Source organism: Sphingobium sp. LMA1-1-1.1 (genome assembly GCF_040676365.1).
Classification (GTDB): Bacteria; Pseudomonadota; Alphaproteobacteria; order Sphingomonadales; family Sphingomonadaceae; genus Sphingobium.
This window is the reverse complement of the sequence record NZ_JBEGHS010000001.1, coordinates 632,954-649,621: the sequence shown is the minus strand read 5'-3', so window position 1 is coordinate 649,621 and position 16,668 is coordinate 632,954. Positions and strand designations below refer to the sequence as shown.

The 16,668-nt window shown below is 64.1% G+C and carries 17 protein-coding genes, 1 tRNA gene and 1 pseudogene; 5 read left to right on the top strand and 14 right to left on the bottom strand.

All coding sequences use genetic code 11. The features are described from left to right. The first annotated feature begins 30 nt into the window (after window positions 1–30). Together glgA and glgX are read left to right on the top strand one after the other, a co-directional pair. Window positions 31–1,473: a glycogen synthase GlgA gene (glgA, locus tag MRBLMA1_RS03190; RefSeq protein ID WP_363734970.1), complete on the top strand. Its 1,443-nt coding sequence runs from the start codon at window positions 31–33 to the stop codon at window positions 1,471–1,473. Then, a complete protein-coding gene (glgX, locus tag MRBLMA1_RS03185; RefSeq protein WP_363734969.1) occupies window positions 1,470–3,377 on the top strand; it encodes a glycogen debranching protein GlgX in 1,908 nt (635 codons plus the stop codon). Before glgA ends, glgX begins: the two co-directional genes overlap by 4 nt. 248 nt (window positions 3,378–3,625) lie before the next feature. Here the strand turns inward: glgX and MRBLMA1_RS03180 are convergent. Together MRBLMA1_RS03180 and folK are read right to left on the bottom strand one after the other, a co-directional pair. After that, window positions 3,626–3,701 (bottom strand) — tRNA-Lys (locus MRBLMA1_RS03180). Window positions 3,702–3,746: 45 nt separating this feature from the next. Then, the gene (gene folK, locus MRBLMA1_RS03175; RefSeq protein WP_363734968.1) at window positions 3,747–4,247 is read right to left on the bottom strand and encodes a 2-amino-4-hydroxy-6-hydroxymethyldihydropteridine diphosphokinase; all 501 of its coding nucleotides are present in this window, start codon (window positions 4,245–4,247) and stop codon (window positions 3,747–3,749) included. A 23-nt stretch (window positions 4,248–4,270) separates the two neighbouring features. Here folK and MRBLMA1_RS03170 point away from each other — a divergent pair, with 23 nt between their 5' ends. Beyond that, window positions 4,271–4,927: a uracil-DNA glycosylase gene (locus MRBLMA1_RS03170; RefSeq protein WP_363735387.1), complete on the top strand. Its 657-nt coding sequence runs from the start codon at window positions 4,271–4,273 to the stop codon at window positions 4,925–4,927. Window positions 4,928–4,987: 60 nt separating this feature from the next. Here the strand turns inward: MRBLMA1_RS03170 and aguB are convergent, their stop codons facing one another. The 6 genes from aguB to rpsD all read right to left on the bottom strand — a co-directional run bounded on the left by aguB (window position 4,988) and on the right by rpsD (window position 10,888). After that, complete coding sequence (gene aguB, locus MRBLMA1_RS03165) at window positions 4,988–5,836, bottom strand: N-carbamoylputrescine amidase (RefSeq protein WP_363734967.1); 849 nt, start codon at window positions 5,834–5,836, stop codon at window positions 4,988–4,990. A gap of 10 nt (window positions 5,837–5,846) precedes the next feature. Next, window positions 5,847–6,200, bottom strand: coding sequence for a DUF3147 family protein (locus MRBLMA1_RS03160; protein ID WP_363734966.1), 354 nt, complete (start codon window positions 6,198–6,200; stop codon window positions 5,847–5,849). Then, complete coding sequence (locus tag MRBLMA1_RS03155) at window positions 6,201–7,184, bottom strand: agmatine deiminase family protein (protein ID WP_363734965.1); 984 nt, start codon at window positions 7,182–7,184, stop codon at window positions 6,201–6,203. Between the two features lie 287 nt (window positions 7,185–7,471). Continuing rightward, complete coding sequence (locus MRBLMA1_RS03150) at window positions 7,472–7,879, bottom strand: DoxX family protein (RefSeq protein WP_363734964.1); 408 nt, start codon at window positions 7,877–7,879, stop codon at window positions 7,472–7,474. Between the two features lie 562 nt (window positions 7,880–8,441). Continuing rightward, window positions 8,442–10,088 carry a M28 family peptidase gene (locus MRBLMA1_RS03145; RefSeq protein WP_363734963.1) on the bottom strand — a complete coding sequence of 549 codons (1,647 nt, stop codon included), beginning with the start codon at window positions 10,086–10,088 and terminating at the stop codon, window positions 8,442–8,444. Window positions 10,089–10,273: 185 nt separating this feature from the next. Continuing rightward, the gene (gene rpsD, locus MRBLMA1_RS03140) at window positions 10,274–10,888 is read right to left on the bottom strand and encodes a 30S ribosomal protein S4 (protein WP_363734962.1); all 615 of its coding nucleotides are present in this window, start codon (window positions 10,886–10,888) and stop codon (window positions 10,274–10,276) included. Window positions 10,889–11,068: 180 nt separating this feature from the next. On the opposite strand from rpsD, the gene MRBLMA1_RS03135 reads away from it, so the two are divergent. Next, entirely contained in the window at window positions 11,069–11,365 is a 297-nt protein-coding gene (locus MRBLMA1_RS03135) for a chorismate mutase (RefSeq protein WP_363734960.1), read from the top strand. Between the two features lie 14 nt (window positions 11,366–11,379). Here the strand turns inward: MRBLMA1_RS03135 and MRBLMA1_RS03130 are convergent. The 4 genes and pseudogenes from MRBLMA1_RS03130 to rpiB form a co-directional block, all read right to left on the bottom strand. After that, window positions 11,380–12,093 (bottom strand): annotated as a pseudogene (locus tag MRBLMA1_RS03130) (RNA methyltransferase); the annotation flags it as partial. Between the two features lie 16 nt (window positions 12,094–12,109). Continuing rightward, window positions 12,110–12,571, bottom strand: coding sequence for a transcriptional regulator NrdR (gene nrdR / locus MRBLMA1_RS03125; RefSeq protein ID WP_133654656.1), 462 nt, complete (start codon window positions 12,569–12,571; stop codon window positions 12,110–12,112). A gap of 6 nt (window positions 12,572–12,577) precedes the next feature. Continuing rightward, the gene (gene glyA / locus MRBLMA1_RS03120; protein ID WP_363734959.1) at window positions 12,578–13,897 is read right to left on the bottom strand and encodes a serine hydroxymethyltransferase; all 1,320 of its coding nucleotides are present in this window, start codon (window positions 13,895–13,897) and stop codon (window positions 12,578–12,580) included. Window positions 13,898–13,909: 12 nt separating this feature from the next. Next, a complete protein-coding gene (gene rpiB / locus MRBLMA1_RS03115) occupies window positions 13,910–14,347 on the bottom strand; it encodes a ribose 5-phosphate isomerase B (RefSeq protein WP_363734958.1) in 438 nt (145 codons plus the stop codon). Window positions 14,348–14,449: 102 nt separating this feature from the next. On the opposite strand from rpiB, the gene MRBLMA1_RS03110 reads away from it, so the two are divergent. Next, window positions 14,450–14,644: a hypothetical protein gene (locus MRBLMA1_RS03110; RefSeq protein WP_363734957.1), complete on the top strand. Its 195-nt coding sequence runs from the start codon at window positions 14,450–14,452 to the stop codon at window positions 14,642–14,644. Here MRBLMA1_RS03110 and MRBLMA1_RS03105 read toward each other — a convergent pair. Both MRBLMA1_RS03105 and MRBLMA1_RS03100 read right to left on the bottom strand, forming a co-directional pair. Further along, entirely contained in the window at window positions 14,641–15,726 is a 1,086-nt protein-coding gene (locus MRBLMA1_RS03105) for an HPP family protein (protein ID WP_363734955.1), read from the bottom strand. The two genes, MRBLMA1_RS03110 and MRBLMA1_RS03105, sit on opposite strands and share 4 nt — an antisense overlap. A 183-nt stretch (window positions 15,727–15,909) precedes the next feature. Next, window positions 15,910–16,566, bottom strand: a complete 657-nt coding sequence (locus tag MRBLMA1_RS03100) for an alpha/beta hydrolase (protein WP_133654661.1) — start codon at window positions 16,564–16,566, stop codon at window positions 15,910–15,912. Window positions 16,567–16,668: the final 102 nt, after the last annotated feature.

Below are 16,668 nucleotides of genomic sequence, written 5' to 3'. Positions count from 1 at the left end.
GGCAAGGCAGGGGAAAGCAGGGCAGGGGCCATGCGGGTGCTTTCGGTCGCATCCGAAGTCTATCCGCTGGTGAAGACCGGCGGATTGGCCGATGTGGCCGGCGCATTGCCCAGCGCGCTGGCGGCGCAGGGCGTGGAGGTCAGGACGCTGGTGCCCGGCTATCCGGCTGTTCTGTCGCGCCTCGGCAAGGCAAAGCAGCTGCGCCGCTATGACGCGCTGTTCGGCGCATCGGCGGCGGTACTGGCGGCGAAGCTGGGCGAACTGGACCTGCTGGTGCTGGACGCCCCCGACTTTTTCGCGCGGGAGGGCGGCCCCTATGGCGATTCGGCCGGGGGCGAATGGCCAGACAATTGGAAACGCTTCGCCGCCCTGTCCCGCGCAGGGGCGGACATAGCGGCCGAGGGGGTGAAGGGCTGGCGACCCGACCTCGTCCATGCGCATGACTGGCAGGGGGCGATGACCGCCGCCTATATGCGCTTCGGGCCGGCCCATGCGGTGCCCAGCGTGGTGACGATCCACAATCTGGCCTTCCAGGGGCGCTTCGGCGCGGATGTCTTTCCGCAGCTCGGCCTGCCGCCCGAAGCATGGGGCGTCGACGGCGTCGAATATTATGGCGGCACCGGCTATCTGAAGGCCGGGCTTGTCTCGGCCGACGCGATCACCACCGTCAGCCCCACCTATGCCGACGAAATCCGCTCCCCGGTGCATGGCATGGGACTGGATGGCCTGATCAACGGGCGCTCCGACAGGCTGCACGGCATATTGAACGGCGTGGATACCGCCATATGGGATCCCGCCGCCGATCCCCTGATCGCCAGGCCGTTCAGCGCGCGGGCCCTGGGCGGGCGCAGCGCCAGCCGACGGGCCCTGGAAGCGCAGTTCGGCCTAGACCGCGACGATGCGCCGATCTTCATCATCGTCAGCCGCCTTACCTGGCAAAAGGGGATGGACATGGTCATGGACGCCATCGACCATCTGGTGGGGCTGGGCGGCAAGCTTGCGCTTCTGGGATCGGGCGATCATGTGCTGGAGGGCGCGTTCCTGGCGGCGGCGGACCGGCATCGCGGGCGGGTGGGCGCGCGGATCGGCTATGACGAGCCGATGTCGCACCTGATGCAGGCGGGGGGCGACGCCATATTGATCCCATCCCGCTTCGAACCCTGTGGCCTGACCCAGCTTTACGGCCTTCGCTATGGCTGCGTGCCGGTGGTGGCTCGGGTCGGCGGCCTGGCCGACACGGTGATCGATGCCAATGAAGCTGCCGTCGGCGCGGGAGTGGCCACCGGCATCGTCTTCCCCCCGTCCGACCCGCTCGCCCTGCACGGAGCCATTGCGCGCGCCATCCGGCTCCATGCGCAGCGGCCGACATGGCAGGCGATGCAGCGTGCCGGCATGCACGCCGACTTTTCCTGGACCCGCAGCGCGGCGCGCTACGCGGCGCTGTTCCACGCACTGATCCAGACCAGGGCATGAGCGCTGAGGCGCTGGGTCCGGACCTGCACGGCCATGGAACCCGTTTCCGCGTCCATGCGCCCGATGCGCACCAGCTCTGGCTGTGCCTGTTCGACGCCGGGGATCGCGAACAACGCCTGCCCATGGCAAGGGACGATGCGGGGGGCTGGTTCGTCGATGCGCCCGGCGTGGGGGAGGGCGCGCGCTATGGGCTGCGTGCCGATGGTCCCTATGATCCCGATACTGGTCTGTGGTTCGATCCGGCCAAGCTGTTGCTCGATCCCTATGCCACCGCCATCGACCGGCCGTTCACCTATGACCCCATGCTGGCCGCACCGCGCCACGAAGGCCGGGACACAGCGACCCTGATGCCCAGGGGGGTGGTGACCGCGCCCTTGCCCGGGATCGCTCCAGAACCGCCGATCTTCCGGCCCGGCGGGCTGATCTATGAAGTGCAGGTCCGCGGCTTCACCATGCTGCATCCCGACGTTCCGGAGGCGCAGCGCGGCACCATAGCCGCCCTTGGCCACCCCGCAGTGGTCGAGCATCTGCGCCGCCTGCACGTTTCCGCCATCGAACTGATGCCGATCAATGCCTGGATCGATGAGCGGCATCTGGGGTCGCTGGGGCTGCACAACGCCTGGGGCTATAATCCGGTCAGCTATTTCGCGCTCGATCCCCGGCTGGCACCCGGCGGCATGGCGGAATTGCGCGGCGCGGTGGATGCGCTGCATGCCGCGGGGATCGGCGTTATCCTGGACATGGTCTATAATCATGACGGGGAAAGCGACCGTCTGGGGCCTACCCTGTCGCTCAGGGGCCTGGATGCGCGCAGCTATTTCCGGCACGAACCGGACGGCCGCCTGATCAACGATACGGGCACGGGGAACAGCATCGACTGCAACCATCCCGTCGCCCAGCGGCTGATCCTGGATTCGTTGCGTCATTTCGTCACCGTGGCGGGCGTCGATGGCTTTCGTTTCGACCTTGCTCCCGCTCTCGGGCGGCTGCCTGCGGGTTTCGACAGCGACGCGCCCTTGCTGGCGGCGATACGCGGCGATCCGCTCCTCTCCGACCGCATCCTTGTCGCGGAACCGTGGGACATCGGTCCAGGCGGTTATCAACTCGGTCGGTTCGGGGAGAACTGGCTGGAATGGAATGATCGCTATCGGGACGATCTGCGCCGCTTCTGGCGCGGGGATGACGGCATGATCGGCGCACTGGCGACGCGGCTTGCGGGATCGTCCGACATATTCCACGCCGCTCCGGCAACGCGCACCGTCAATTTCCTGGCTGCTCATGACGGCTTCACGCTGGCGGATGTGACCGCCTATGAACATCGCCGCAATGAAGCCAATGGCGAACAGAATCGCGACGGCCATGGCGAGAATTTCAGCTGGAACAACGGGGCCGAGGGGGAGAGCGCCGATCCGGACGTCCGGGCCGCGCGGCGACGCGATATCATGGCGCTGCTCGGCACGCTGTTCTGCTCGCGCGGCGCGATCATGCTGACCGCCGGCGACGAGTTCGGGCGGACGCAGCATGGCAACAACAATGCCTATGCGCAGGATAATGCGATCGGCTGGATCGACTGGCAGGGACGGGACCGGGAGATCGAGGCACATGCCTTCGCCCTTGCCGCCCTGCGCGCAGCGACGCCGGATTTGCATCGTACCGACTGGCTGTCCGAAGCCGACGTGGAATGGCTGGACGAGCAGGGCCAGCCGATGACCGTCTCGCAATGGGAGCAACCTGACCGCCGCTGTCTGGCGATGCGGTTCCGCAGTTCGGGCTTCAGCGTCTTCATCAATGGCGATGATGTGCCCCACGACTTCGGCACCGTGCACGTTCCTGCGCGAACCGTACTGCCCATCCTGGCTGGACAGCCCAGCGGCCCGAACAGCCTGCCGACGCAAAGCGCATGAGGCTGCAAAAGCCGAAATCGATTACGCGCTGGAACCAGACAATGCCGCGCTGATCCGTTACTGGAACCAGATCGGTGGTTAAGTCGTTCATCTTGCAGAAAGAAAGGGAGAAGGCAGATGGACGATGCGCTAAAGCCGCATGCCATGTTCGGCATATTGTTCGGCCTGCTGGTTTCAATCGAGATCTGGTGCTTCGCCGCACTGCTGATCCACGCCGTCGATTGACGAGACATCGAAGATCAGCGGGATGGTGAGCCCTGCTGGATTCGAACCAGCGACCTACTGATTAAAAGTCAGTTGCTCTACCGACTGAGCTAAGGGCCCTCATGTCCTGAGGTCCGCACGCACTAGAGGCGGCGGTGCGGCTGGTCAACCTCCAGAAATCGCTTTTCGCAAGCGGAAGCGCAAATGGCGGATCGAAAGCCGCGATACAGGGTCGCGCCATCCAGGCACGATGGCGTGCAGCGGTTCCAGCACGAAATCGCGGCTGCGAAAGTCTGGATGCGGTATGTGCAGCGACCGGCTGTTCCAGCGACCGCCGGACCAGAGAATGATGTCGATGTCCAGGCGCCTTGGCCCCCAGCGTCTGAACCGCCGCCGGCCAAGCATGCATTCTATCGCCTGCAATTGCGACAGCATCTCCTCGGGCGGCAGGCGGCTCTCCACCAGCAGCGCGCCATTGGCGAAGATCCGCCGCGACGGACCGATCGGCGGGGTCCGCATGACGGGTGCGACGTCGAGAACCTGGCCCAACGCCGCGATCCGGCGAACCGCCTCGTCCAGCAGGCGCGCGGGAGTCATCCGCGCCGAAAGGGCCCGGTTTGATCCCAAAGCGAGGGCGTAAAGATGACGAGCGCTTGTCTTGGCCATGGAGCAGCGCCTATCCCGTCGCCATGACGCTGAAAAGTCCTATCCCGCAAAGTGAAGCGCCGCATGATTGCCCGCTTTGTCCGCGACTGGCCGCTCTCCGGCAGCAGAATCGCGTCGATCATCCAGGCTGGTGGAATGCGCCGGTCCCGCTCTTCGGCGATCCGCTCGGCCGGATCGCGGTCGTCGGACTTGCGCCCGGCAAGATGGGCGCCAACCGGACGGGGCGCCCTTTTACCGGGGATGATGCCGGCGACCTGCTGTTCGCCACGCTGGGCAAATTCGGGCTTGCCGAGGGTGTTTATGATGCGCGGCCCGATGACGGCCTGACGCTGCGCAACGTCATCATTCTCAATGCCGTCAAATGCCTGCCGCCGCAGAACAAGCCGCTGCCGGATGAAGTCCGCAACTGCCGGGCCTTCCTGAAGCCCGCCGTCGCGGCCTTGCCCCATGCGCAGGTCTTCGTCGCCCTGGGCCAGATCGCGCACCAGTCCGTGGTGAAGGCGCTGGGTGGCAAGCTCCCCAAGGCGCGCTTCGCTCATCTGGCGGAGCATCGCATGCCCAGCGGCAGGATCGTCATCGATAGCTACCACTGTTCGCGATATAATCAGAACACCGGCCGCCTGACCGCCGACATGTTCGAGGCGGTGTTCGAAAGGGCGGTGGAACTGGCGGCGGGCTAGCCCGACTTCCATTCGGCCGGAACCGATCGCCGGTCAGGAAATCGCCCCAGCCGCCGCAGCCTATATGTCCTGCGCGATCCGCGCATAAAGCTCCGGCCGCCGGTCGCGGAAGAAGCCCATGCCGGCACGATGCTGGCGCGCCTGCGCCAGGTCCAGCGTCGCCACCAGCGCGCCATTGTCCTTGCCGTCGGCTTCCGCGGCAAAATCGCCCCACTCGTCGGTGATGAAGCTGTGGCCGTAGAATTTCTGGCCATCCTCCTCGCCGATGCGATTGGCGGCGATCACGGGCATGCAGTTGCTCACCGCATGGCCGATCATCGCCCGACGCCACATGCGGCTGGTGTCGAGATCGGCGTCATAAGGTTCGGACCCGATCGCCGTCGGATAGAAGAGCATCTCCGCCCCCATCAACGCCATCACCCGCGCTGTTTCCGGATACCATTGGTCCCAGCAGATGCCGACGCCGACGACGCCATATTTCGTGTTCCACACCTTGAACCCGCTATTGCCGGGGCGGAAATAATATTTCTCCTCATAACCCGGCCCGTCGGGAATGTGGCTCTTGCGATAAACGCCCATGATCTCGCCCTCATCGTCGATCATGGCGAGCGAATTGTAATGATGATGGCCGTCGCGCTCGAAGAAGCTGGCGGGGATATAGACGCCCTCCGCCTTCGCCACCTTGCGCATTTCCTGCACGGCGGGATGCTCGTCCAGGGGCAGGGCCCTGGCGAAGAGCTCCTCCTCCTCGACCTTGCAGAAATAGTGGCCTTCGAACAGTTCGGGCGGCAGGACGATCTTCGCGCCGCGCGCCGCTGCCTTGACCACATGGCCCGCGACCATTTCGATATTGTCCGCCCGATCGTCGGAAAAGGCGAGCTGGAGCGCGGCAACGGTAATCTTGGTCATCGGTAACACCCTAAAGACGAATGCCCATGCGGGCCGCAATGGCGACGGTCAGGAGATAGAGCAGGATCGTGACCGCGCAACCCGCGATCAGCGCGGGCGCGAAGGAAACGCCGCGGCGCAGCAACATGGGGATCAGCAGGAACATGGGCAGGGAAGGGATGACGAAATAGAATGTGGCCTCCGCATGGCGGGCCATATTCTCCACGTCCGGCTTGTCGTTCCACAGCCATATCATCCCCAGCACCGAAATCAGCGGCAACGACGCGATCAGCGCGCCCAGCCCCGGATACCGCCGCGACACCACCGACACGATGGCGATGATGATCCCGGAAAGGAGTGCCCGCAGCGCCAGCATCGCGCTCATTCAGGCCGACGGCATCTGCTGGCTGCAACAATGGAAGCTGCCGCCGCCCGACAGGATCCCATCGCTGGGCAACCCGACAATCTCCCGATCAGGGAAGAAGGGTTTGAGGGCATCGAGAGCCGCCTGGTCATTGGGCTGGCCATAAATGGGCACGATGACGGCGGCATTGCCGACAAAGAAATTCATGTAGCTCGCCGGAATGGCCTCCCCATCCACGATCACCCGACCGGGGGAGGGGATGGAGGCGATGTCGACCCCGAATGCCCTGGCCCGCGCCCACGCATCGGCATAGACGGCTGCGTTGGGATCATCCTCCGTGCTCGCTTCGGGCAGCGCCAGCACGCCCGGCGCCACGAAGCGGGCCAGATTGTCGACATGCCCGTCGGTATGGTCGTTGAGCAGGCCGTCGCCCAGCCACAGCATGTCGGACAGCCCCAGCGATCCCGCCAGCAGGGTTTCGATCTTTCCCCGGTCCAGTTCGGGGTTGCGATTGGGGTTGAGCAGGCATTGCTCGGTCGTCACGAACAGGCCCGTGCCATCGGTGTCGACCGCGCCTCCTTCGAACACCCAATTCTGGGTCGATGTGGGCAATCCCGTCGTCGCCGCCAGCCGCGCGCCTATATCCTCGTCGCCCGGCATCCGATATTTGCCGCCCCAGCCGTTGAAGCCGAAGTCCACCAGCGCCCTTTCCCGGCCCCGCATCACCGCGATGGGTGCCGTATCGCGAAGCCACACATCGCCCAGCCTGTGCACGACAACGGCAACCCCAGGCGCCACCAGGGTGCGAGCGGCCTCCGCATCGCCCTCATTGGCGCAGACCAACCGCACCTCCTCGCCCTTGCCGCCGGCATGCAGCGCGCTGGCAAAATCAGCGATCTGCCGCCGCGCACCCTCGAACGCGCCGGGCCATTCCTCGGCAGAGGTGGGAAAGCCGATCCAGCTCCACTCGTGCGGCGCCCATTCGGCGGGCATACGGAAAGTCATCGGCCTGGCTCCTGATTGCAAGCTGTCCTCCGCGCCCTCTACAGGATCGCGTTGCGCATTCCATAGGCATTATGATGAACGGCCTATTTGGGTGGGAAGGGGACCCGTTGAAGGAACACGACAGCGTTTGCGGAAATGGGTGGTTTTCAGTCAGTCAGTTTTTGGAGACATGATCGGCGATAGCTGACCTTGCGCGATAAAAATCGTTCGGCAGCAATCGCCCCATTTGGGCCGTTCGGAGCGCCAAAATCGACGCTCCGTTATGGCTGGCCTACATCCTGATCACCTCACGAGATCGTCTTGCGTCCGCTGAGTGCTGCTGCAATCATCAGTCCGCCGATCAGGGAGATATGCTCAAGAACAACGTAGAACTCGAAGGTGCGGTTCGGCTCGGACATCTGCCAGAAGGGATGGGCGATAGGTATCGTGAGTGCCAGAAACACCCCTAGCGCTCCAGCACCGAGCCATGCGAAACGGTCTATGATTATGAGCGTCGAGCCGCCGATCTGGACAATTGTAACCGCCAACGCGAACAGTGCTGCCGGTTCAAGACCGACCATTTCCATCTCAATGACTTTCCCGGAAAAATCGAAAATGCCAGCGAGACCTGCGCTCCAGAAAACAAATGTCAGGACCGTGCGCGCCAGAAAGTTGAACCAGCGGGATGTGAGGATGCGGTGGATTGCGATGGGCATATGTTCCTGTCTCCTTTCATAGCGTCGTGCAGAGCCTTTCCCCGACGACGCAGGGTTAGGCGCAGAGGCTAGGAAGAAGCCGGGCTAAGCCGGCCGCAGGAGACACCACCCTGCAACTCATTTTTCGCGCGTCGGCGACATAGCTGCGAGAGCTTAATTGGGAAAAGGGACAAATTGTCCTACCACTCGGGTATAAGTTCCATGTCGGCTCGCCACTGGATTTCGTCATTCACTATTCAACCCGCCATCGAAGTGAATGACAGGTATCATTGTTCGGATTGTCTGAGAGAAGTGACAGAGATTGGTCGACAGCCGTGGGAAGGTCAACCATGACATCCCGCTCATGATGCGTGCCCAATCGGCAACAACGGGTTCAAAAAACATCCTATTTCTTCAACGGAGCGTAATCCGACCTGTCCTACTCGGTGTCGGCCAGACTATCGCGGCATCGCTCTTTGAAACGTCCGACAGATTGTTTCCTCACGCATACGCGCGCGCAGGCACGCGCGCGCATATGGTGTGAACTTCGGCGCGAAATTTTGTAAAAAATGGCGGAAAACCGTTATTTCCCCGCTCGGCTCCTGTCGCGGATTGCCCGGAACTCGTCGCCCGGCATCCAATTGGGCCAATCGGTCGTATTCGCCAGCGCACGCCCCACATCATAATAGAGCTTCAGGTCCGCCTTCACCCCGCTCCAATCCCATTTGGGATCATATTCATCCTTGGGGCCGTGATAATGATGCTCCTCATAATCCTTCGCGGCTCTGGCGCCCGCCGCGGGGCCGCCCTTCACCAGATCCTGGCCGCCTTCGAAATAGAGCATCGGCACGCCATGCTTGGCGAAGCTGAAATGGTCGGAGCGATAGTAAAAGCCCTTTTCCGGCGTCGGCTCCAGGCTGGCCACCCGTTTTTGCGCCGCCAGCGCGCGGTCGAGATAGGCATCGAGCTGTGACTTGCCCTTGCCGATCACCACGACATTCTTCGCAAGGCCCGCCATGCTGAGCGCGTCCATATTGACCCCGCCGACCGTCCGGCCAAGCGGAAACACGGGATGATCGCCATAATAGGCTGACCCCAGCAGGCCCGATTCCTCGGCCGTCACGGCCAGGAAAACCTGGCTGCGGTCGGTCGGTCCGGCCTTCACATTGGCTTCTGCCAGAGCCACCAGCGCCGCCGTCCCGGTCGCATTGTCGATGGCCCCGTTGCAGATGTCGTCGCCGTCGGGCGCTGCCTCGCAATGGCCCAGATGATCCCAATGCGCCGCATAGAGGACATATTCGTCAGGTCGGGCCTTGCCGGGGAGCAGCGCCACGACATTTTTCGAGCTATGTTTGCGGATGGCATTGTCGAATGAGACGCTGGCCTTCACATTCCTGAGCGGAACCGCCCTGAAGCCACGCTTCCTCGCCGCCGCCATCAGCGTGTCGAGGTTCAGGCCCGCACTCGCCATCAGCGCCGCGGCCTTGTCCTTCTGGATCCATCCTATGGCGGCCGACTGGTTGGCATTGCCATTGGCGCTGTCGGCGACATGCTGGGCGCCGGTCCAGCTCGACTGCACGACATTCCAGCCATAGGCGGCGGGCACGGTATCATGCACGATGATCGCCGCCGCCGCGCCCTGCCGGGCGGCCTCCTCGAACTTGTAGGTCCAGCGGCCATAATAGGTCATCGCCCGCCCGTTGAACGGGCCGCGCAGCGTCGGGGTCTGGTAATCGGGATCGTTCACCAGGATGACGACCGTCTTGCCCTTCACATTGATGCCGGCATAATCGTTCCACTTCTTTTCCGGCGCATTGATGCCATAGCCGACGAAGACGACCGGGCTGTCCTTCACATCGATGTGCGGCTGGCCGGTGCGGTAGGTGGCGATCACCATTTCAGGCCCGTAACTGGCCGAAACCGCCGTCTTGCCGCCGGTGAAGCGCAGCGGCGACACATTCTTCGCGTCGATCTCGACCAGGGGCACGTCCTGGAACCAGCTTCCCTTGTTGCCGGGCTTCAGCCCCAGGGCCTCGAAACGCTGCACCAGATAGGCGAGGGTCTTCTCCTCCCCCACCGTTCCCGGCGCGCGGCCTTCATAGGCGTCGGAGGATATCTCCTTCACCACTTCCTTCATCGTCTCGATCGAAGGACCGCCGACGGAGGAGGCCGCCATCGCCGCGCCCCCACTGGCAAGGGCGATGAGAGAGGTGAGGAAAAGCGCGCGCATGACAAGGCCTTTGAAAAGACTGCGAATGCGCCGTTGATGCCAGTTGGCCGGCCATCAAACAAGCGGGGAGGGCAAACAAGCTGGATGGGCAACAAACGGAGCGCGCCAACAAGCCGGGCGGGCAAATAAAAAAGGCGGCCCCGAAGGACCGCCTTCCTGAATATCTCGCCGGAAGCGAAACCGGATCAGCGCGAATAGAATTCGACGACCAGATTGGGTTCCATCTTCACCGGATAAGGCACTTCGTCCAGCGTCGGCACGCGGACATAGGTGACCTTGGCAGCGCCGTCCGCGACGACATAGTCGGGGATGTCACGCTCGGGCAGGCTCTGGGCTTCCAGGACCAGCGCCATTTCCTGCGCCTTCTTGCCCAGGGTGATCTCATCGCCCGGCTTCACCAGGCGCGACGCGATGTTGCACTTCACGCCGTTCACATAGACGTGGCCATGCGAAACCAGCTGGCGCGACGACCAGATGGTCGGGGCGAACTTGGCGCGATAGACGACGGCGTCCAGACGGCGCTCCAGCAGACCGATCAGGTTCTGGCCGGTGTCGCCCTTCATGCGCGCGGCTTCGGTGTAGTTCTTCTTGAACTGCTTTTCGGTGATGTCGCCATAATAGCCCTTCAGCTTCTGCTTGGCGCGCAGCTGAATGCCATAGTCGGACATCTTGCCCTTGCGGCGCTGGCCGTGCTGGCCGGGGCCATATTCACGCTTGTTGACCGGGCTCTTCGGGCGGCCCCAGATGTTCTCGCCCATGCGGCGGTCGAGTTTGTACTTGGCGCTTGAACGCTTCGACATGATATGGTCCTAGACAATTGCTTCAACGTTGTTCCCGGTATCGCCTGCGATCCGTATTTCAGGGGCAGGGCCACCGCTTCACCGGGATGCGGAGCCAATCGCGAAGCGGCGCCTATGGCGAAGGGCGCGGGGCATGTCAACCCTCGACAGCCTGGCGTTCCGGCCTTAGGTGAGCGGGCCATGAACCCCGAAAGCTACACGACCATGGCCGAAGTCCGCGCGGGCGTGGATGAACTCGACCGCCAGCTTGTCGCCCTGCTTGCCCGCCGTTTCGCTCATATGCGCGCCGCTGCCCGCATCAAGCCGGATCGCGGCGCCGTCCGTGACGAAGCGCGCAAGGCGGAGGTCATAGCCAATGCACAGGCCGAAGCAGAGCGTCTCGGTATCCCCGCCGATGTGGTCGGGGCGCTGTGGGAAATGTTGGTCGAAGCGTCGATCGCTTATGAAATGAACGAGTTCGATCGGCTCAGGAGCTAGAATCGCAACGTAGTTCAGCGCGCGCGGGGATGGCCCAGTGCGGACAGGACGCCGCGCAAGGTCCGAACCTCAAGATGGTTCCAGCCGGGCTTGGTCAGCAGGTTCCGCAGGGTTCGCTTGGTCGCGGGCGCCCGGTCCGGCGGGAAGAAATAGCCGGCCCCTTCCAGCAGCGTCTCGAACTGCGCGATCATCCCCTCCAGCTCCGCCTGCGGCGCCGGCTCGCCCAGATCGACCACGGTCGGCTGCTCCAGCAAAGCCTGTTTCGACCACTCATAGGCGCACAGGATCACCGCCTGCGCCAGGTTGAGTGATCCGAATTCCGGATTGATCGGCACCGTCAGTATCTTCCGCGCCAGTGCCACATCCTCGGTCTCCAGCCCCGATCGCTCAGGCCCAAAGACGAAAGCGGAACGTCCCGTGGCGCCGTGGATTTCCCGTGCCGCCTCTTCGGGCGTCACAACAGGCTTGGTCACGCCCCGCTTGCGCACGGTCGTCGCATAGACATGCGCGCAATCGGCCACGGCGTCGGCCAGCGTCTCGAACACCTCCGCCTTGTCCAGCACCGCATCGGCGCCTGCCGCAGACGGCCCGGCATCGGGATTGGGCCAACCGTCGCGAGGCGACACCAGCCGCATTTCGGTCAGCCCGAAATTCAGCATGGCCCGCGCCGCCTTGCCGATATTCTCGCCAAGCTGCGGGCGAACGAGCACGATGACGGGGGGAGGGGGAGAGTCGGCTAGAGCCTCAATCACTCCCCACCTCCTTCACCGTGGAGGCGAAATCCTCGAAATCCCGCGCATCGGTGAAGTCCTTGTACACGCTGGCGAAGCGGATATAGGCGACGCTGTCGAGGCGTTTCAGCCCTTCCATCACCATCTCCCCGATGGCGCGTGCAGGAACCTCGCCGTCGCCCGAAGTCTCCAGTTGCCGCTGGATGCCGGAAATCAGCTTCTCCAGCCGGCTTGGATCGATCGGCCGTTTTCGGGAGGCGATGCCGATGGAGCGCGCCAGCTTGTCGCGGTCAAAGGCTTCCTTGCGCCCCTCGCTCTTCACCACCCAGATATCGCGAAGCTGAATCCGCTCGAAGGTGGTGAAGCGCGCACCGCAGGCTTCGCATTGCCGCCGGCGACGGATGGCGGCGCCATCCTCCGTCGGGCGGCTGTCCTTCACCTGGCTGTCGTCATGGGCGCAGAAGGGGCAACGCAAGGGCGCTTACCCTTCGTAGATCGGGAAGCGGGCGCAGAGGGCGGAAACGCGCTCGCGGACATTGGCTTCCACGGCGGCATCGCCATGCTCGCCATGATCGCGCAGCCCTTCCAGAACATCCGCGATCATGTCGCCAATCGCCTCGAACTCCGCAACGCCGAACCCGCGCGTCGTTCCCGCAGGGGAACCGACCCGTATACCGCTGGTCTTGGTCGGCGGCAGCGGGTCGCCCGGCACGCCATTCTTGTTGCAGGTGATGAAGCTGCGCTCCAGCGCCTCGTCCGCATCCTTGCCCGAAATGCCATAGGGGCGCAGGTCGATCAGGGCGAGGTGCGTGTCGGTGCCGCCGGAAACGACCGCCAGGCCGCGCTGCTCCAGCTTTGAGGCCAGCGCCTTCGCATTGGTGACGATCGCCTGGGCGTAGGTCTTGAATTCAGGCCGCAGCGCTTCGCCGAAGGCGACCGCCTTCGCCGCGATCACATGCATCAGCGGCCCGCCCTGAAGGCCGGGGAACACCGCCGAATTGATCTTCTTCGCAATGGCCTCGTCATCGGTCAGGATCATGCCGCCACGCGGGCCACGCAGCGTCTTGTGCGTGGTGGTGGTCACGACATGGGCGTGGCCGAAGGGCGTCGGATGCGCACCGCCGGCCACCAGGCCTGCAAAATGCGCCATATCCACCATCAGCAGTGCGCCGACCTTGTCCGCGATCGCGCGGAAGCGGGCGAAGTCGAGGTGGCGGGGATAGGCCGAACCGCCCGCGATGATCAGCGTCGGCTTGGCCTCGATCGCCTGCGCCTCCAGCGCGTCATAGTCGATGAGGTGAGTATCCTCGCGCACGCCATATTGCACGGCATTGTACCATTTGCCCGACAGCGCGGGCTTGGCGCCATGGGTCAGGTGCCCGCCGGCATCCAGCGACAGGCCCATGATGGTGTCGCCCGGCTTCGTCAGCGCCAGCATCACCGCACCGTTCGCCTGAGCGCCCGAATGGGGCTGCACATTGACGAAGCCGCAATTGAAGATTTCCTTCGCCCGGTCGATGGCCAGCTGCTCGACTTCATCGGAAGGCGCGCAGCCCTGATAATAGCGCTTGCCCGGATAGCCTTCGGCATATTTGTTGGTGAAGACGCTGCCCTGCGCCTCCAGCACCGCCCTGGACACGATATTTTCCGAAGCGATCAGCTCGATCTGGTTCTGCTCGCGCTTCAGTTCCCTGGTGACGCCCGCGAAGACCGCCGGATCGGCTTCGGCCAGGTTGCGCGTGAAATAGCCTTCGGAACGAATGTCCGACAGGGCGGGCTGGGTGAGGGTGGCGGTGCTCATAGGGCAGGCTCCTTAAAGCGCGGGCTGGGAGAGTTTCTCGACACGGCCGGCATGGCGGCCACCGCCGAAATCGGTGGAAAGAAAGGCGGAGACGCAGGCCTTGGCCATGTCCACGCCGGTCAGGCGCGCGCCCATGGCCAGGACGTTGGCGTCATTATGCTCGCGGCTGAGCGCGGCCGACAGCGGCTCCGACACCAGCGCGCAGCGACAGGCAGGGTTGCGATTCACGGCAATGGAAATGCCGATGCCCGACCCGCACAGCGCGATGCCGCGTTCGGCAGCACCCGAAGCCACCGCCGTCGCGAGCTTGTAACCAAAGTCGGGATAATCCACCCGGTCCGCAGTCGCCGGACCCAGATCGTCGACCTCATGCCCTTCAGCGCGCAGCCAATCGGCAAGTTCCGCCTTCAGATCGACGGCGGCATGGTCGGAGGCGATAGCGATTTTCACGGCAAATTCGTCCTGTCACGCAAAAGGTGATTCGTTCCCGCGCCTCATAGGGGCTGATCCGCGATATTGCCACAGTCCACCCGCCCACCTATGGCCTGCTTCATGGCTGGCACGATTTTATCGATATTGATGCTCACGGGCATGGCGCTGACCGGCGGCGGCATATACGCCATCGCGAAGCGGGGCGACCGCAAGCGTGGCACGCTGATGATCCTGGCCGGGCTGGTGATGTTCGCCAATGTCGCCATTTCCGCCATTCCGGGGCCGGACCTGTCGCTGCCGGGACATGGCCGCTAGGCGCGAAGTGCCACCGCGGTCAGCAAATCAGTCTGGGTAATCAGGCCGCACAGCATCCGGTCGTCGTCCACCACAATCGCCTCGCGCCGCGCTCCGCCGGTCAGGGGCCGCAGCAACGCCGCCACCGGCGTATCGGCATGCACCACGTAGGGCGCAGAGGCGATGTCGCGCACCCGCTCCCCCTGGCGCGCCAGGTCCAGGGGTCCCACCACGCCCTGCACGCGCCCGGATCTGTCCAGCACCGGCAAGGACAATAGCTGCCTCAGGTGGAGCAGTTCCCTCGCCTCGGCCACCGGCCGGTCTTCTTGGACGGAGATGACGTCCCGCGACATGATCTCGCCGCATGTCAGCCGGCCATGCGCCCGTTCGGCGGCGCGCATTTCCGCGTCATGCAGAACCATCTGCAAATCGGCCGCATCCACGTCCAATGTCTCGCCATAGGCGTGCAACGCCTCCTCGACGTCCTGTTCCGACGGCGTGCGCAGGACCGGCACAGGATCGCTGGTGCCATGGGCGCTGGACGCCTTCGGCACGATATGCGGATAATTATGTCCGGCTATCCGATGGAAGATGATCGCCACCGTCACCAGCAACGCGGTGTTCACCGCCACTGGCACAAAAGCGAACATATAGCCGGGCGCCCCGTGGGTGGCGCCCAGCACCGTCGACAGTGCTACCGCTCCACCCGGAGGATGAAGGCACCGGAAGAGCGACATCGCACCAATTGCGCAACCCACGGCCAATGCGGCGGCGATGGTGGGATCGGGTATCAGTTTCGCCACGGTGATCCCGGCCAGGGCCGACACCACATTGCCGCCAAAGACCGACCATGGCTGGGCCAGCGGACTGGCCGGCACGGCAAAGAGCAGCACGGCCGAGGCGCCCATGGGCGCAACCAGCAGCGGGTGGGCGATCCCGTTACCCAGCATCAGCCCGCACAGCAGGCCGGTAATGGCGATGCCGCCAATGGCGCCGCTCGCCGCCTTCAACCGGTCCAGAAAACCCGGCCCCGCCGGCGCGGGAACGAAGGCGCTGTAATAACGGCTCCAAATCAGCCGGGATTCGTTCTTCTGCTCACTCATCGCGCTTGGCGGCTAGATCGCACAGACCATCGGGCCAAGCGCAAAATTCCTCTGCCACCTCAACCCCAACTTCTCAGCGCCAGCTTCCCTCTCGCGTGCGGGACCGTTGCAGGGCCTGACCCAAGGCGCGAAAAGAAAAGGGGCCGCCGGAGCAGCCCCTGAAACTTCAGCATCGGGCCGGGCTCACCGAATGGGCGAATCGGGCGACAGGCGCATGTCGAGATAGTTGTCGACCGACTTCATGAGCTGCTCCAGCTCATGCTCGAAAAAGTGGTTTGCGCCACGGATTTCGTCATGATGGATGGTGATGCCCTTCTGCGTGCGCAGCTTGTCGACCAGCTTCTGCACCGCGCTTGCCGTCACGACCTCGTCCGCCGTCCCCTGCACGATGATGCCGGAGGAGGGGCAGGGCGCCAGGAAGGAGAAGTCATACATGTTGGCCGGCGGCGCGACCGAGATGAAGCCCCGAATTTCCGGACGGCGCATCAACAGTTGCATGCCGATCCACGCGCCGAAGGAAAATCCGGCGATCCAGGTGGTCTGGGCCTCCGGATGGAAGCTCTGCACCCAGTCGAGCGCGGCGGCGGCATCCGACAATTCGCCAATGCCGTTGTCGAACGTGCCCTGGCTGCGTCCCACGCCCCGGAAGTTGAAGCGCAACGTCGCGAAGCCGCGCCGCACAAAGGTCTTGTAGAGCGCCTGGGTGATGCGGTCGTTCATCGTGCCGCCGCCCTGGGGATGCGGATGAAGGATCATCGCGACCGGCGCGCGGGGGCGGGGCGGGGGGCTGAAGCGGCCTTCGAGACGGCCTTCGGGTCCGGGGAAAATAACGTCGGGCATGGCACCTGTTATGGTTCTGGGCTGCCCGACCCAAAACAGGGCGGGCCGCGAATGGAGGGGGCGCAGCAGCCAGCGCTGGCGCTGTGCGACAGACCGCCTATA

What these genes read in the sequence shown, in the direction of transcription:
- glgA (WP_363734970.1), top strand. Translation starts at nt 31, where the DNA reads ATGCGGGTGCTTTCGGTCGCATCCGAAGTCTATCCGCTGGTGAAGACC.
- glgX (WP_363734969.1), top strand. Translation starts at nt 1,470, where the DNA reads ATGAGCGCTGAGGCGCTGGGTCCGGACCTGCACGGCCATGGAACCCGT.
- folK (WP_363734968.1), bottom strand. Translation starts at nt 4,247, where the DNA reads ATGGCCAAGACAAGCGCTCGTCATCTTTACGCCCTCGCTTTGGGATCA.
- MRBLMA1_RS03170 (WP_363735387.1), top strand. Translation starts at nt 4,271, where the DNA reads ATGACGCTGAAAAGTCCTATCCCGCAAAGTGAAGCGCCGCATGATTGC.
- aguB (WP_363734967.1), bottom strand. Translation starts at nt 5,836, where the DNA reads ATGACCAAGATTACCGTTGCCGCGCTCCAGCTCGCCTTTTCCGACGAT.
- MRBLMA1_RS03160 (WP_363734966.1), bottom strand. Translation starts at nt 6,200, where the DNA reads ATGAGCGCGATGCTGGCGCTGCGGGCACTCCTTTCCGGGATCATCATC.
- MRBLMA1_RS03155 (WP_363734965.1), bottom strand. Translation starts at nt 7,184, where the DNA reads ATGACTTTCCGTATGCCCGCCGAATGGGCGCCGCACGAGTGGAGCTGG.
- MRBLMA1_RS03150 (WP_363734964.1), bottom strand. Translation starts at nt 7,879, where the DNA reads ATGCCCATCGCAATCCACCGCATCCTCACATCCCGCTGGTTCAACTTT.
- MRBLMA1_RS03145 (WP_363734963.1), bottom strand. Translation starts at nt 10,088, where the DNA reads ATGCGCGCGCTTTTCCTCACCTCTCTCATCGCCCTTGCCAGTGGGGGC.
- rpsD (WP_363734962.1), bottom strand. Translation starts at nt 10,888, where the DNA reads ATGTCGAAGCGTTCAAGCGCCAAGTACAAACTCGACCGCCGCATGGGC.
- MRBLMA1_RS03135 (WP_363734960.1), top strand. Translation starts at nt 11,069, where the DNA reads ATGAACCCCGAAAGCTACACGACCATGGCCGAAGTCCGCGCGGGCGTG.
- glyA (WP_363734959.1), bottom strand. Translation starts at nt 13,897, where the DNA reads ATGAGCACCGCCACCCTCACCCAGCCCGCCCTGTCGGACATTCGTTCC.
- MRBLMA1_RS03110 (WP_363734957.1), top strand. Translation starts at nt 14,450, where the DNA reads ATGGCTGGCACGATTTTATCGATATTGATGCTCACGGGCATGGCGCTG.
- MRBLMA1_RS03105 (WP_363734955.1), bottom strand. Translation starts at nt 15,726, where the DNA reads ATGAGTGAGCAGAAGAACGAATCCCGGCTGATTTGGAGCCGTTATTAC.
- MRBLMA1_RS03100 (WP_133654661.1), bottom strand. Translation starts at nt 16,566, where the DNA reads ATGCCCGACGTTATTTTCCCCGGACCCGAAGGCCGTCTCGAAGGCCGC.